General features: G+C 72.4%; 10 protein-coding genes and 1 pseudogene. 5 read left to right on the top strand and 6 right to left on the bottom strand.

Going from position 1 to position 15,672, the window contains the following annotated elements:
* Window positions 1–71 precede the first annotated feature (71 nt).
* A pseudogene (locus tag ABR737_RS27905) lies at window positions 72–863 on the bottom strand (class II aldolase/adducin family protein); the annotation flags it as partial.
* Window positions 864–1,098: 235 nt separating this feature from the next.
* On the bottom strand, window positions 1,099–2,685 hold the full coding sequence (gene guaA / locus ABR737_RS27900) for a glutamine-hydrolyzing GMP synthase (protein ID WP_350253189.1): 1,587 nt from the start codon (window positions 2,683–2,685) through the stop codon (window positions 1,099–1,101).
* 251 nt (window positions 2,686–2,936) lie between these two features.
* Here guaA and ABR737_RS27895 point away from each other — a divergent pair, with 251 nt between their 5' ends.
* Entirely contained in the window at window positions 2,937–3,254 is a 318-nt protein-coding gene (locus tag ABR737_RS27895; protein WP_350253187.1) for a chorismate mutase, read from the top strand.
* 1,182 nt (window positions 3,255–4,436) lie between these two features.
* Here the strand turns inward: ABR737_RS27895 and ABR737_RS27890 are convergent.
* The 3 genes from ABR737_RS27890 to ABR737_RS27880 form a co-directional block, all read right to left on the bottom strand.
* Entirely contained in the window at window positions 4,437–6,212 is a 1,776-nt protein-coding gene (locus tag ABR737_RS27890; RefSeq protein ID WP_502964515.1) for a GMC oxidoreductase, read from the bottom strand.
* Window positions 6,213–6,360: 148 nt separating this feature from the next.
* Window positions 6,361–8,109: a succinic semialdehyde dehydrogenase gene (locus ABR737_RS27885; RefSeq protein ID WP_350253184.1), complete on the bottom strand. Its 1,749-nt coding sequence runs from the start codon at window positions 8,107–8,109 to the stop codon at window positions 6,361–6,363.
* Between the two features lie 172 nt (window positions 8,110–8,281).
* Window positions 8,282–10,468: a serine/threonine-protein kinase gene (locus ABR737_RS27880; protein WP_350253183.1), complete on the bottom strand. Its 2,187-nt coding sequence runs from the start codon at window positions 10,466–10,468 to the stop codon at window positions 8,282–8,284.
* Between the two features lie 307 nt (window positions 10,469–10,775).
* Here ABR737_RS27880 and ABR737_RS27875 point away from each other — a divergent pair, with 307 nt between their 5' ends.
* On the top strand, window positions 10,776–11,822 hold the full coding sequence (locus ABR737_RS27875) for a hypothetical protein (protein ID WP_350253181.1): 1,047 nt from the start codon (window positions 10,776–10,778) through the stop codon (window positions 11,820–11,822).
* Window positions 11,823–11,928: 106 nt separating this feature from the next.
* Here ABR737_RS27875 and ABR737_RS27870 read toward each other — a convergent pair whose 3' ends face one another.
* The gene (locus tag ABR737_RS27870; RefSeq protein WP_350253180.1) at window positions 11,929–12,621 is read right to left on the bottom strand and encodes an HAD family hydrolase; all 693 of its coding nucleotides are present in this window, start codon (window positions 12,619–12,621) and stop codon (window positions 11,929–11,931) included.
* Window positions 12,622–12,861: 240 nt separating this feature from the next.
* On the opposite strand from ABR737_RS27870, the gene ABR737_RS27865 reads away from it, so the two are divergent.
* From ABR737_RS27865 to ABR737_RS27855, 3 genes are all read left to right on the top strand, one after another.
* Window positions 12,862–14,076 (top strand): helix-turn-helix domain-containing protein, encoded by a 1,215-nt coding sequence (locus tag ABR737_RS27865; RefSeq protein ID WP_350253178.1) that lies wholly within the window; start codon window positions 12,862–12,864, stop codon window positions 14,074–14,076.
* Between the two features lie 236 nt (window positions 14,077–14,312).
* Window positions 14,313–14,624 (top strand): hypothetical protein, encoded by a 312-nt coding sequence (locus ABR737_RS27860; RefSeq protein ID WP_350253176.1) that lies wholly within the window; start codon window positions 14,313–14,315, stop codon window positions 14,622–14,624.
* 336 nt (window positions 14,625–14,960) lie between these two features.
* On the top strand, window positions 14,961–15,623 hold the full coding sequence (locus ABR737_RS27855; protein ID WP_350253175.1) for a response regulator: 663 nt from the start codon (window positions 14,961–14,963) through the stop codon (window positions 15,621–15,623).
* Window positions 15,624–15,672 lie beyond the last annotated feature (49 nt).

Here is a 15,672-nt window from a genome sequence, read left to right as displayed (position 1 = left end):
ACGGCGATCCGGAAGAGCCTGCCACCGGAACGGCCGCCGACCCTGTCGCCGACCCCGCCACCGAGCCCGCCCTATCCGAAAAGATCCGGCTCGCTGCGCACGATCTGCTGGTACAGCGGCTGGTAGTTGATCCAGGCCACCAGGTCGTTCCCCAGCTGTTCGCGGGTGCGGACGGCGTTGTGGTGGTCGATCAGTACCGGTTTGCCGGCGGCCTTCGCGGTCAGCTGGACCTGGCAGGAGCGTTCCATCGTGACGAACCACCACGCCGCCGCGTCCACCGAGTCGCCGACCGTCAGCAGGCCGTGGTTGCGCAGGATCACCGCCTTGTGCGGCCCGAGGGCGGCCGCGATCCGCCGGCCTTCCGCCTCGTCCACCACCACGCCCGTGTAGTCGTCGAAGAGCGCATGGTCCTCGTAGAACGCACAGACGTCCTGGGTGATCGGGTCCAGCAGCTCCCCCAGCGCGGACAGTGCCCGGCCGTACGTGGAGTGGCTGTGGGCGGCCGCGACGACATCGGGCCGGGCCTGGTGGACCTGGGCGTGGATGGCGAACGCCGCCTGGTTGACGTGGTGGCGGCCCTGGATGACCTTCCCCTCCGCGTTCACCAGCAGCAGATCACTGACCGTGAGGTGCCGGAACGACATGCCGAAGGGATTGACCCAGAAGCAGTGGGGGAACTCCGGGTCGCGCACGGTGATATGGCCCGCGACGCCCTCCTCGAAGCCGTAGTGCCCGAACAGGCGCAGCGCCACGACCAGGCGCTCCTTACGGTGTCGCCGTTCGTCCTCGACGGTCTGGTGCGTCGGCGGCATCGCGAACTGCAGCTGATCGGTGGGTATCGGGGTCGGCTCGGGCATCGCGGCTCTCCTCCTGGCACGTACGGCACTTGATGCTCGATGCGGAAGCTACCTTCCACTACCGCAGGTAACCAGGGCTGGGGCCGGTGGGAATGCCCCGGCCCGCAGAATCCTGCAGGCCGCCGACACGACGATGCCGCCGCTCGGTCGGTCCGAGCGGCGGCATCATCAGGCAGTCGGCGGGATCACTCCCCACGACGGGTGGGACCACCAGAGGGGCGGGATCACCCGACGGGCGGGATCACTCCCACTCGATGGTGCCCGGGGGCTTGCTGGTGACGTCGAGGACGACGCGGTTGACGTCGGCGACCTCGTTGGTGATGCGGGTGGAGATCCGGGCCAGGACCTCGTACGGCATCCGGGTCCAGTCCGCGGTCATCGCGTCCTCGGAGGACACCGGGCGCAGCACGATCGGGTGGCCGTACGTACGGCCGTCGCCCTGGACGCCGACCGAGCGGACATCGGCGAGCAGGACCACCGGGCACTGCCAGATCTCGCGGTCCAGACCGGCCGCGGTCAGCTCCTCGCGGGCGATGGCGTCGGCCTCGCGCAGCAGGTCCAGGCGCTCCTTGGTGACCTCGCCGACGATCCGGATGCCCAGGCCGGGGCCGGGGAACGGCTGGCGGTGGACGATCTCGTCCGGCAGGCCGAGCTCCGAGCCGACCATCCGGACCTCGTCCTTGAACAGCTGGCGCAGCGGCTCGACGAGCTGGAACTCGATGTCGTCGGGGAGCCCGCCGACGTTGTGGTGCGACTTGATGTTGGCGGTGCCCGTGCCGCCGCCGGACTCGACGATGTCCGGGTAGAGCGTGCCCTGGACCAGGAAGGCGACTTCCTCGCCCTCGGCGCCGGCCTCGGCGACCAGCTCGGCCTGGGCCTGCTCGAAGACGCGGATGAACTCGCGCCCGATGATCTTCCGCTTCTGCTCGGGGTCGCTGACCCCGGCCAGCGCGGTCAGGAAGCGCTCCTCGGCGTCGACGACCTTCAGCTGGACGCCGGTGGCGGCCACGAAGTCCTTCTCGACCTGCTCGGACTCGCCCTTGCGCTGGAGGCCGTGGTCGACGTAGACGCAGGTCAGCTGGTCGCCGATGGCCTTCTGCACGATGGCAGCGGCCACCGAGGAGTCCACGCCGCCGGACAGCGCGCAGATGGCGCGCTTGGTGCCGACCTGGGCGCGGATCGCGGCGACCTGCTCCTCGACCACGCTGGTGGTGGTCCAGCTCGGCTCGATGCCGGCACCGCGGTAGAGGAAGTGCTCCAGGACCTGCTGGCCGTGCGTGGAGTGCATGACCTCGGGGTGGTACTGGACGCCGTAGAGCTTCTTCTCGTCGTTCTCGAAGGCGGCGACCGGCACCACGTCCGTGGACGCGGTGACCGTGAAGCCCTCGGGCGCGGCCGAGCAGGCGTCGCCGTGGGACATCCACACCGACTGCTCGGTGGGGGTGCCCTCGAAGAGGGTGGATCCGGGGCGGGAGACGGTCAGCGGGGTACGGCCGTACTCCCGGGCGCCGGTGTTGTCGACGGTGCCGCCGAGGGCGGTCGCCATGAGCTGGAATCCGTAGCACATGCCGAAGACCGGAACCCCGGCCTCGAACAGCGAGCGGTCCAGGCTGGGGGCGCTTTCGGCGTAGACCGACGAGGGACCGCCGGAGAGGATGATCGCCTTCGGGTTCTTCGCAAGCATCTCCGCCACCGGCATGGTGGACGGCACGATCTCGCTGTAGACCCGGGCCTCACGGACCCGTCGGGCGATGAGCTGGGCGTACTGTGCGCCGAAGTCGACTACGAGGACGACGTCCGGGGCAGCGGCAGGGGGCGCTGATGGCACTTCGGCGGCCTTCCGGCGGTGTGGAGCAGGGGTTGGACTTTCGATTCTAACGGGCTCATACTTGGCCCCATGTCCAAGCAGCTGACCTTCGTCTTTACCTATGGCACCGGCCCGTCCGGCTGCCATGGTCGTGCTGCTTGATCCACTGACAAGCAACTTCCCAGGCGCCCCGGGCCGAAATGGTCCGGGGCGTCTGCGTCTGTCAGGACCGATCATCGGCTCCGGGGCCACTCACCCCAGGAGATACGGACATGAGCCCTCGGACCACCACCGCCCCCGCTCCCGCCCCCGGCAACGACACCCCCACCGGCGCCCACACGCCGGAGGCGGCCGGGGTCATCCAGGACGCACGGCAGCGGATCGATGATCTCGACGGCCGGATCATCGGCCTCGTCCAGGAACGGATGGCCGTCTCGGCCGTCATCCAGCGCGAACGCCTCTCCTCCGGCGGACGGCGGGTGAACCTCTCCCGCGAGATGGAGATCCTTGCCCACTACCGCGACCAGCTCGGCAAGCCGGGCACCGCGCTGGCGATGACCCTGCTGGAGCTGTCCCGGGGGCAGATCTGAGGCGGACGGGAGGCCGGGGGCCGGGAGGCCAGGGCCGATAGGCGAGGCCGGGAGGCGAGAGCCCCCCGGCGGGGCCCGGCCGGCTGCCGGGAGCGGCCGGCTGCCGGGAGCGGCCGGCTGCCGGGAGCGGCCGGCTGCCGGGAGCGGCCGGCTGCCGGGAGCGGCCGGCTGCCGGGAGTGGCCGGCGCGGCTCCGGCCGGTGTTCCGGCGGTCCGGCATCGGGGATCAGAGGCGGCGGGGATCAGAGCCGGCCATGCTGCCGTGGCTGGTTCTGGACGGTATGTGGTCGGTTTCGCGGCCGGCCGGGGCGCGTGACGAAGCACACGCGCCCCGGCGCAGCTGCCGGATCTGCGTTCGGTTGCCGACTCACCCGTACGGCGCGTGACCGGCCGCCGCGAGGCTTCGTTGTTCCCGGTGCCACGCCAGCCAGGCGCGGCCTGCAGGACTACGCGTAGACGCCGCCTCACGGGCGGAAACCCGGAGCGATGAGACGCCGGCCGCCAGCCGCGGCCCGCGTCGTGGGACCTCGCTCCGGAGCCGTGACCGGACAGCAGGGGACAGCAGCCCGGTCACATCCGATGGGGTGGTCGGTCCTGGGGACGCCCGGGACCGACCGCATCCGGTCGAAAAGGTTGCGCCAGGTGAGGCGCATCCAGGACGATGCTTGACGAACGACCTGCCGTATCCGGTACGGACTTTTCCACTGCCATTGGTCCGACCACCGCAGCATTCGCACCCTCGCGCACCACCCAAAAGCCAGCGGCGCTACCCCCCCCCCAGCGCCGCCCGTCGGTGCCGGCGCTGCCCTGACGCCGGCACCGAAAGCAAAGGGCCCCGTGGCCGTCCGCAACCCCCCTCGCGGACGGTATCCGGGGCCCTTCGCTGTGGGGGGGAGTACGCCCGGCGCACGGCCGTCGCCGAGCCCGGTTCTGCGCCCTGTCTTCGTGACGCCTATGGGGTGGCCGTGCGGCTGTGGTGACTCTCCTGTGAGGCTGCTGTGACGGAAGCGATCGGCATCACGGCAGGCTTCCTGTTGAAGGGGCAACTTCTTTCGGCCATGGCCGTATGCGATCCGTTGCCCCCAGTACGCCTGCCGTCCCCTCCCGGCGCCTTCCGTCGCTTGCCGTGCGCCTTCGTCGTCTTCCGTACCCGCCCTCCGCATGCGTTCCGCCGGGCCCGCCCCTACGTCAGGGACTTCTTCGGTGGCACCGGCGGGACGGCCAGGAACGGGAGGTTCAGTGCGCCGAAGGCCTGGGGAGGGACCGCGGGGCGGACCGGTTCGACGGGCGCCAGCCGCCGGTAGGCCCGGCCAGGGGCGGGGCGCGGGTCCGGCTCGCCCTTGTTGGGCCACAGCGACATCGCGCGCTCGGCCTGTGCGGTGATGGTCAGGGACGGGTTGACGCCGAGGTTGGCGGAGACCGCGGAGCCGTCGACGACCGAGATGCCCGGGTGGCCGTAGAGGCGGTGGTACGGGTCGAGGACGCCGTGGTCCGCGTCCTCGCCGATCGGGCAGCCGCCCAGGAAGTGCGCGGTGAGCGGGGTGCCCATCAGCTCCCCGATGTTGGAGCCCGCGAAGCCGTTGATCTCCTCGGACAGCAGCGTCGCCGCCCGGGTGGCCTCGGGAATCTGATTCGGGTTTGGGGCCCCGTGCCCCTGGCGTGCGGTGAGCAGGCCCTTGCCCAGCCCCTTCGGCTTCCGGTACGTCGTCAGGGAGTTGTCGAGGGACTGCATGACCAGGCCGATGATGGTCCGCTCCGACCAGCGGCGGTTGGAGAGCGAGCGGAGCGCCAGCCAGGGGTGGCGGGCCACGTTGCCCAACCAGCCCGCGACGCGTCCGGCGGGCCGGTAGGGGACCTGGAGGATCGTCATGCCCCCCATCGCGTTGGAGCCCTTGCCGTAGCGCACCGGTTCGATGTGGGTGTTCTCGTCGGGGTGGATCGACGACGTGATCGCCACGCCCTTGGTGAAGTCGGCCTTCTCCGCGCCGTGCCGCTTGCGGTAGCGGCGGTTGTCGGTCTGGGCGCCCACCAGCGCCTCGGAGTTGGTACGGGTCAGCTCGCCGAGCCAGCCGGAGAGGCCGGGGAGCAGTCCGCTGTCCTTCATCTTGTGCAGCAGGGTCTGGGTGCCGTACGTACCGGCCGCGAGGACGACCCGGCGGGCGGTGAAGGTGCGGCCCCGGCCGGTGCGCTTGTTGTCGGTGGGCAGGGTGGCGACGGCGAACCCGCCGCGGGAGTCCTCGGTGACGGTGACGACCGAGGTCATGGGGTGGATCACGGCCCCTGCCTGCTCGGCGAGGTGGAGGTAGTTCTCGTTGAGGGTGTTCTTGGCGCCGTGCCGGCAGCCGGTCATGCACTCCCCGCACTCCGTGCACGCCTTACGGGAGGGGCCCTTGCCGCCGAAGTACGGGTCGGGGACCTCTGTACCCGGCGCGGTTTTCGACGCCCCGTCCGCCTCCTCCCCGCTGACGGCGTCCCGGCCGTCCCCGAAGAAGACGCCCACCGGCGCAAAGTGGAAGGAGTCGCCGACGCCCATCTTCTCGGCGGTCTCCTTGAGGTGGACGTCGGAGGGCGTCATCGTCGGGTTGAGACGCACCCCGAGCATGCGTTTGGCCTGGTCGTAGTACGGCGTCAACTCCGCGTGCCAGTCGGTGATGTGGCCCCACTGCTGGTCCTCGAAGAACTGCTTCGGCGGGACGTAGAGGGTGTTGGCGTAGTTGAGCGAGCCGCCGCCGACCCCGGCTCCGGCGAGCACCATGACGTTGCCGAGCAGATGCACCCGCTGGATGCCGTAGCAGCCGAGCGCCGGGGCCCACAGGTAGTTGCGGATGTCCCAGGAGTTCTTCGGCAGCGTCTGCCGGGTGAAGCGGCGGCCGGCCTCCAGGACGCCGACGCGGTAGCCCTTCTCGGTCAGCCGGAGCGCGGAGACCGAGCCGCCGAAGCCGGAGCCGACGACGAGCACGTCGTAGTCGTAGCCGTGGTCGTCGTCATGGCCGTCCCGGCCGTCCTGGGCGTCCTGGGCGTCCTGGCCGTCCTGGGCGTCCCGGCCGCCGTTCGCGTCCTGGTTCCGGGCAGAGTTCTCCTGGGGCACTGGCTCTCCCTGCTGAGTTTTAGCGGAGTCGGAACGCCTTCATCGCGCGCAGGCTGCGGGTCATGAACTGTGCGTACTTCTCGTCGGTCATGCCGAAGGACGGTGCCAGCGGCATCAGGCGCTGATGGGCGACGGTCTGCGCCTCGGTGTACTTGAGGATGCCCTCGGAGCCGTGCCGGCGGCCCAGGCCCGAGTCGCCCATGCCGCCCATCGGCGCCTGCACGCTCGCGTATCCGGCGGCGTAGGACTCATTGACGTTGACCGTGCCCGTGCGCAGCCGGGCGGCGACCGCGCGCCCGCGGCGGCCGTCCTTGGTCCAGACGCTGGAATTCAGCCCGTACGGGGTGGCGTTGGCGAGCGCCACCGCCTCGTCCTCGTCGCTGAAGCGGTAGATCGAGACGACCGGGCCGAAGGTCTCCTCGTCGCAGACCGCCATCGGGGCCTGCACGCCGTCGAGGATGGTCGGCTCGTAGAACAGCGGGCCGATATCGGGGCGGGGGCGGCCGCCGGCAACCAGCCGGGCGCCCTTGGCGACGGCCTCCTCGACATGGCGGGTGACGGTCTCCAGCTGGCGCTCGCCGACCAGGGAGCCCATGTCGGCGCCGTAGGCGAGGGAGTTGCCCAGCCGCATCGCCTTCGTCCGGGCGGCGAACCGCTGGAGGAAGTCGTCGGCGATGGACTCGTGGACGTACAGCCGCTCGATGGAGATGCACAGCTGGCCGGCGGAGGCGAAGCAGCCGCGGACGGCGCCGGCGGCGGCCTTCTCCACGTCGGCGTCCTTCAGCACCAGCATGGCGTTCTTGCCGCCGAGTTCGAGGGAGACGCCGACCAGCCGGGCGGCGGCGCCCTGGGCGACCTCGCGGCCCGTACGGGTCGAGCCGGTGAAGGAGACGTAGTCGGCGTGCTCGACGACGGCGGGGCCGACGACCGGGCCCTCGCCCAGCACGACCTGCCAGACGTCCTCCGGCAGCCCGGCCTCGATGAGCTGTTCCCTGGCCCACAGCGCGGTCAGCGCGGTCTCGGTGTCGGGCTTCATGACGACGGCGTTGCCCGCGACGAAGGCCGGCAGGGCGTCGCCCACGGAGAGCTCGAAGGGATAGTTCCAGGGGGCTATCTGCCCCACCACGCCCCGGGGCTGGCGGAGTTCGGTGACCTTGGTGAGGGTCGGTACGACGCCGGTGCGGGCCTTGGGCTTGAGGTAGGCATGGGCCTTGCGGCCGTAGTGGCGGGCGGTGACGGTGACCGCCTGCACCTCCTCATGGGCGTGCAGCCGCGCCTTGCCGGTCTCCAGCTGGATCAGGTCGAGCACTTCGGCCTGGCGGCGCAGCACCAGGTCGTGGAAGCGGAGCAGGACCGCGGCGCGCTGCTTGACCGGGACCCTGGCCCAGCGCTCCTGGGCGGCGCGGGCCCGCTCGAAGGCGGTGGCGACGTCCTCGGGGGTGGACTCGGGCAGGTCGGCCAGCTTCTCGCCGGTGAACGGGCTGTGGTTGGCGGTGCGGCCCGCGCCGACCACACCGCGGGTGAGCCGGGCGGCGAGTTCGGGGGTGACCACATCCGCCGCGGTACGGGCGCCCGCCGGGGTGGCGGCGACCGGGTTGCCGTCGGCGGGGGCGGCGGGCGCGGCGGGGGCCTCGTCGGCCGCGGGAGTCTCGGCGGCCGCGGGAGTCTTGGCGGGCGCCTCGGGGGCGGTGGCCTCCGGGGCGGTGACCTCCGGGGTCGCGGCGGGGGCCTCGGCGGAGGCTGTTCCGGTGTCCTGCGAGTCCGTCATGTCGGCGAGCGTATTCCTCCCCGGACGCTTTGTGTACCCGGGAGTAATGAGTTTTCACTCCGTACGCACCATCACGCCAGTGTCCGCTGGCCGCAAGGGGGCTGGTCTGGGAGGACCGGGGCCCCGGGTCACACGATCACGGCCCCGGTCACGCCCCGGGTCACGGCCCCGGTCACGCCCCGGTCAGCCGGAACGCGTCGAGCGCGGTGTCGAAGTGCCGCGCGGCCTCGGTGCGCGCGCCGGCCGGGGAGGAGATCCACACGTCGATCATCCGGCCGCCCTCGTCCCAGCTGAGGTCGTCGGTGCAGCGGGGGCCGCCGTCCTGCGCACCGCCGTCCCAGACGAACTCCCAGCGCCCGGCCCGGAGCCCGTTGTGGGTGGTCTCGGTGACCCGCCCCTGACGGTAGCCGCGGTAGTGCGCGGGGCCCTCCGCGTCCGCCGTCCGCATCGCCCCCAGCGGTCCGTCCGGCACCCGCTTCTGCAGCTGGATGCCGATCCGGAACCGTCTCCCCTGCGAGGAGTAGTAGACGCGGCCGTTCTCGTACGAGCGGATGAAGCCGTCCGGTACGGCGAGCACGAAGCCGCCCGGGTCGTGGACGAGGCGGTAGCCGGCGGGGATCGTGCCGGTGGGCCGGGAGGGCGGCGCGGTGACCGTGACGGTGGGCTGTGCGGTGCCGGGGCCAGAGCCGGGAGTCCGCGCAGGTCCCGGTCCCGGCCCCCGCCCCGCGTCCGAAGCTTGCGGGGACCGGCCGTCGGTTGCGCCGCCGATTGGGCCGCCGGTTGGGCCGCCGCTCCCGTTCCGGTGCATCAGCAGGACGGCGAGGCCCGCGCCCGCGCCGCCGATCACCACCGCCGCGAGCGCCACCAGCAGGGCGGTGCGGAGCCGGCCGGTGTGCGGCCGGGCGGCCGCCGCCAGCGCCCGGTCGTCGAGCGCGGCACGGATCGGCGCGACCGGGGCCCGGCCGCCTGCGCGCCCGCCCGCGCGGGCGGCCGGCTGCCTGGCGACTGCACCACCGTGTTCACCGCCGCCTTCACCGCCGTCTCCGCTCCCGCTTTCGTCTCCGGAGGACGTACGGCCGGGGCCGGAGGGGGCCGGGGAGGGCGTGCCGGCGGCCAACGGGTCCTCGCTGGGCGGGTGTTCATTTGCCCGGTGTTCACTCGGCGGATGTTCACCCGGCAGGCCGTCGCCGGGCCCGTCGTACGGGGAGGCGTGGGCGTCGGGCCCGGGGTGGTGCGGGGCATGAGGACCCCCGGGGCGGGGCCCGGCCGGTCCCGGCGGCCCGCTCACCCCCGCCACGGCCTCGGCGGCGCGGCCCACGGCCCCGCCACTCCCCTCACCCGCGCGGCCGTGGCCGTAGCTGTGACCGTGACCGTGGCCGCGATCATGGCCACCGTCGTGACCACCCCCGGGACCACCCCTACGACCGCCCCCGCGACCAAGACCGTGATCGCGACCGGCCCCCTGGTCGCCCGCCCCCCGCTCCGGAGAGCGGCCCGACCGCAGATAGCCCCGTAACAGCCGCTCCGTCTCGGCGACCCCGAGCCGGCGCTCCGGATCGCGTTCCAGCAGCCCCTCGACGACGGCGCGCAACGCCCGTGCGGCCTCCGGGAATTCGATGTCCTCGTACACCACGGCATGCAGCACACCGCCCAACGAGTCGCGGTGGAACGGCGAGGCTCCGCTGAGCGCGGCGCACAGCAGCACCCCGAGCGACCAGAGATCGGCCTCGGGCCCCGTGCCGCGTCCTGACATCCGTTCCGGCGCGGTGTATTCGGGCGAGCCGACGAAGCCGCCGGTGTCGGTCAGCGTGGTGACACCGGGGACCTGGGCGATGCCGAAGTCGGTGAGCACGACCCGGCCGGTGCCCGACTCCATCAGGACGTTGGCGGGCTTGATGTCGCGGTGCAGCACCCCGCGGGTGTGCGCGGCCCGCAGCGCGCCCAGCAGCGCGACACCGATCCGGGCGGCCTCGCGCGGCGCGACCGGCCCGCCGCTCTGCAGCCGGTCGGCCAGCGACGGGCCCTCCACCAGCTCCATCACGATCCACGGCCGGCCGTCCTGCTCGACGACGTCGTGCACGACAATCACATTCGGGTGCTTGATCCCGGCGACCGTCCGCGCCTCCCGCATCGCCCGCTCACGCTGCACCCGCGGCTCCGGCCCGCTCGCGCCCTCGGCCGCCCCGCCCTCCACGCACTCGTCCTCGCCCTCGTCCAAGTGCAGTTCCTTGACCGCGACTTGGCGGGCCAGCAGCTCGTCGGTGGCGCGCCAGACCGTCCCCATACCGCCACGGCCCAGCCGTACTCCCAGGCGGTACCGGCCACCGATCAGCCGGCCCTCGCCCCCGAAGATCCCCATGGGCCCATCTTCCCGCACCGGTCCCCCACCGGAAGGGCGTCACCTCGGGGACCGGCCAAGGTCGCCCGGGACCCAGCGCCGACCCGGCCCCCCCCCCGGCCCGGCGCACCGTGATCCCCCGTCCTGCGGGGGCAGTTGCCGCACTGCCCCCATGGGAGGCAGTTGTCGGGCAGACCGCCGGGAACCCCGGACCGCACGACACACGGGGTGGAACCTCCACCTGCTCTTCCACCGTCCTTGACACAGTGAGGCTGTCGTACGGGAACAACCGGTGCGGTGGCCACGAGAAGCGGATCGGGGGTCGGTCATGGTGATGCAGGACGGTGGAACGGTGGATGTCCGTCCGGGCCCCGATCCGGGCCGGGCCGCCCCGGAGCACGGCGCCGCCTACCGCACGACCGCCGCGGCCCTCGCCCTCTACTCCGGTGTGCTGCTCGCCTGGACCGCCTACGGCATCACCCAAGGGGACGGCAACGTCTGGGACTTCCTGGAGGGCCTGTTCAACCCGGGCGCCTCCCCCACGACCCAGATCCTCGGCCCGTACGAATGGGCCATCACCGTCGGGTTCCTGGTGATCGCCGGGCTGGCTCTGGCCCGGCGGCGGGTGGCGCGCTCCGCGGCGTTGCTGTCGGGCTGGGTGCTGCTCGCCGTCTCCCTGCGGGAGGGCGTGGGCCTCTTCGACGCCGCCTACCGCGACCTGTACGGCCACGACCCGCTGGGCGGCTGGGTGCTCGCCACCCGTGGGCTGGGGCTGGTGGTGGCGCTGGTCGTGCTGTGCACGATGTTCCCGGCCACCGAGCGCCGGCGCGGCGGTCACCCGTCCACCCCGGCGGCGGACGGCCCGGAAACCTGGCGGCGCCGCCCGTCCCGGATCTGCGGGGTGCTGTTCCTGCTGATGTGCCTGGCACGCACCGGCTGGCTCGTCAGCGATCTGACGACCCCCGAGGGGGACCTGGGCCACTACCTGCATGACGCGGTCGACGGCTCGGTGCTCGGCACCCTCGACCTGGCGGCGCCCAGCCCGTTCACCACCGTCGGATCGGTGCTCGCCCTCCTCGTCCTCGGGGTGCTGGCCATAAACGGACGACGGGAAGTGCGCGGCGCGCTCCTGGTGTTCGCCGCGCTGGAGCTGTACATCACCGTGCGGACGGTCGTCCTGCTGACGGTGACGGACTTCTTCAACCGCTCCTTCGAGACCCCGCAGGGCGCCCTGTCGCTGGCCACGACGGCCTACGCCCTGGCGGCCATGACCTCGGTGGTCGTCCTGGCCACCGGCCGCGGCTTCGGCACGTACGGCGCTCTGCGGACGGAGGGGTTGCGGGCGGCGGCGGTGGGACGGGGCGGGGGTCTGTAGGGGGCGCCGTGCGCAGGCGGCGCATGCGCGCCGTCCAGGACCTGAGCGGACGCGCCGTGCAGCAGCGTTGTGTGCGGGCTCGAAGAGGCCGGGTCAGCCGGCGGTGTCACACCCCGGTTTCCTGACCCAGCCCCCTGGCCCAGTCCCGCAATTCGAGGTCGGCCAGGCTGCCGGCCAGCCAATCGTGGTCGAGGTCGGCTCCCGGAAGGGACGGTACGGCCACGACGTAGAGCCCGGCAGCACGCGCCGAGGCGATGCCGGTGGCCGAGTCCTCGAAGGCGACGGAACGCTCCGGGGCCACACCGAGTGCCGCGCATGCCGTGAGGTAGAGCTCCGGTGCGGGCTTGGGGGAACGCACCTCGTCGGCGGCGAACGAGTGGGTGAAGCAGTCGGCGAGGCCGGCCGACCGCAGCGCCGCGTCGAGCAGTTCGCGAGGGCTGTTGCTGGCCACGGCGACGGGGACGGCCGCCCGGCAGGCGCGCACCAGGTCTTTTGCCCCCGGGAGGGCCGCGGCGCCTCGGGACAGCTCCTTGCGGACCCGTTGGAGGAGTTCGGCGGCGAGTTCGGCACCGGCGTCAGGGCGCCCGAAGTACTGCGCCATGGCCTCTCCGGCGGCCTCCACGGTGCGGCCGATGACCAGGGCTTTCTGTTCCGGTCCGAAGGGATGGCCGTGCGCCGCGAAGATGGCCGTTTCCGCCACGGTCGCGCAGGCCTCGGTGTCGACCAGCAACCCGTCGCAGTCGAAGACCACGGCCTCGGCGTCGGTGGGGAGCGGACGCATACGGATGTCCTTGATCATGAGCGATCACACTAGAGCGAACCCTCCGAAACGTCCAGATTTTCTGCCCGGAATCGGGCAGAAATGGCCGTGTTCGCCGTCGGCTTCGCGCCCCGCGTCTCAGGTGATGTGCCCGGGATACACCTCGCGTGCCATGGGGTCAGCCGATCAGGCCGGGCTCCCCGGAACGAGGGCACCCGGGGGCGTGGGCACCGTGCACGGGCGTAGCGTGGTCGGTACGTCCTTCTCGCGGGGGTGGCCATGGAGTTGTCCGAGGAGCCCGGCATCGGTGAGCGCATCGCCCGGCTGCGCGCACGCCGGAAGCTGACGCAGGAGACCCTCGCCGAGCGGGCGGGCCTGTGCGTCGACACCGTCCGGAAGCTCGAGCAGGGCGTACGCCGCACAGCGCGGCTCACGACGCTCAACGCGCTGGCCAGAGCCCTGGACGTGGAGCCGTCCGCGCTCGTCGGGCAGCCTGCCACCTTCGAGGTGCGCAGTGAGGGCGAACAGCCCTCCGTACTGGCGCTGCGCCAGGCCGTCTCGCCCGTGTCCGACCTCCTGGGCGACGATCCGGACCCCGAGGACCCGCCGGGCATCGCGGCGCTGCAGGCCTCCCTGCGTTCGACGGAACACATTCGCCGCGAGGGACGGATGGCGGAAATCGGCGCGCTGCTGCCGCAGTTGATCAGGGATGCCAAGGCGGCCGCCCGCGCCACCACCGGGGCCGAGGCTGCCGCGGCCCACTCGGTCCTGGCCGAGGCCTATCAGGTCGCCGCCACGACGCTGACGGCACTGGGCAAGGAGGACGCCGCCTTCACCGCCCTGGAACGGTCGATGACAGCGGCGGCCCAGGGGGACGATCCTCACCTGGAGACCGCCGGCTTCTCCACCCTTGCCTGGGTGCTCACCAAACAGGGGCGGCTGGCCGACGCCGAACGCGTCGCGCTGAACGCCGCCGAACGCATCGAGCCGGGATTCCGCTCCCCACCGCTCGAACTGGCCCTGTGGGGAGTTTTGCTGCTCCGTGCGGCAACGGCCGCGGTCCGCCTGGACCGGCGCGACGCGGTACGGGATCTGCTCGCGATGGCGAGCGCGGCAGCGGCCAGGATCGGCACGGACCGTCTCGACTACGCGACGCCGTTCGGCCCGACCAACGTCGGCGTGGCCAGGGTCAACTTCCTGGTGGAGATGGAGGAGAGCGCCGAGGCACTGCGCGCGGCGCGCACCGTACCCGAGCTGCACACGCTGCCCCCGACCTGGCGCGCGCGGTTCCACGTGGACCGCGCCCTGGCCTTCACCGATCTGCACAAGGACGACGGCGCGCTGCAGGCGCTGCTCGCCGCCGAGCGCACCGCCCCCGAATGGATGCGCTACCACTCCACGAGCCGCCGCCTGGTGGCCGACCTCCGCCACCGCGAACGCCGACGCACCTCACCGCTCACGGAGCTGGCCGACCGCCTCGATGTCGACGGGTAGGACAGGGCGTCCCAGCAGAGGCGAAAAGTGGCACAGCACGTCACTGTCCGGGTCGCAGGCCCTTGCCTAGCGTTGCCGCACCGTCAAGAACGACGGGCCCCGCGGCCGTCGCGAACCGCCCGGGGCCATGCGACCCCACGAAAGCAGGTCGACGTGACCCACGCTCCCCCCGTCCGTACCGCCCTCCGCATCCCCCTCCGACCGCACCGGCAGAACGCGCAAGCGGAGGGCGCCCGATGAGCACACCCGCCACCCCCCGGCTGCTCCCCTGGACCGGTCAGGACGGCAAACCCTGCTATCTCCTCACGGACCGGGACGACAGTCCGCTCTCCCGGCGCGCCGATCAGATCGAGGCGTTGCAACTCAGGATGGGGGCGGGGCTGCTGGACCACGCGCGGATGCTCATCGACGACCCGGCGGTGGATGCGCGGCAGTTGCGGTTTTTGTCGGCCCAACTCAGTGCCGCGCTGCAGGACGCCTTACGGGTCGCGCAGAGTCGCGGCGCACGGCCGGCCGACGACGACACCCCGTCTGACCTGGGGTTTTAAGAAGGCTCCAGGCCGCTTGCCGGGCGTGCGGGGGAGATCCCCCTCCGGAACGCCCCCGCACGCACGAAGCGGCCGCCGCGTGTGGGGGTCGCGGCGGCCGCCGATGTGAACTGCAACGCGTCTTGGGCCTGTGGCCTCTTCAGTGGTGCAGCATGTGAACAACTCTGCCCGCGGGGGCCTCCCCGCGGCATCCTCCAGAGGTCGCGGGCTCACCCCCGCCGCTCGGCGGGGGTCCGGGGCCGCCACAGGGCGGGCCCGGACGGCAGGGAAGCGGAATCGCGCGACGCCGGGCGGTTTTGCTGGCTCGAATGGGCGCGAAGGAGAAAGGGGCGGCCGGTGATCCGTGTCGCTGTGGTGGACGACGAGCGGCTGGTCAGATCCGGACTGCGGATGATCCTGGGGACCGCCCCGGACATCGAGATGGTCGCGGACTGCAGCGGCGCCGAGGCCGTGGAGACCGTGCTGCGGTGTGCAGCCGATGTCGTGTTGCTGGACGTCCGGATGCCGGACGTGGACGGGCTGACCGTCCTGCGCCGGCTGCGCGCCGCCCCGCAGCCGCCCGTGGTGGCGATGCTGACCACCTTTGATGCCCAGGAGTACCTGACGGCGGCGCTGCGCGAAGGCGCGGCCGGGTTTCTGCTCAAGGACTCCGACCCGGAACAACTCGTACGGGCCGTAAGGACGCTGGCGGCGGGCGGCAGTGTGCTCGATCCCGGGGTCACCCGTGCGGTGATCGGGGGCTATCTGACCGCCGAGGACCAGGCCGCCGCGAACCGGGCGGTGAGCGGGCTGACCCCGCGGGAGTCCGAGGTGCTGGCCCTGCTCGGCAAGGGCCTGGCCAACGCCCAGATAGCCGACCGGATGGGGCTCGCCCCCAGTACGGTCAAGGACCATGTGCGCGCCCTGCTGGGGAAATTGGGCGGGATCAACCGCATCCAGGCAGCCATCGTCGCCGACCGGGCCGGTCTGGTGGCGGGCGCCCCCCGGGGGGCGTGGTGAGAACCGGGGGCGGGAGGCGCAGGGGGAACGCCAGAGGGACCGGTAGAGG

This window comes from Streptomyces sp. Edi2, assembly GCF_040253635.1.
Taxonomy (GTDB): Bacteria; Actinomycetota; Actinomycetes; order Streptomycetales; family Streptomycetaceae; genus Streptomyces.
Note: the sequence above shows the minus strand (reverse complement) of the source record. Positions and strands in the feature narration are given on the sequence as shown.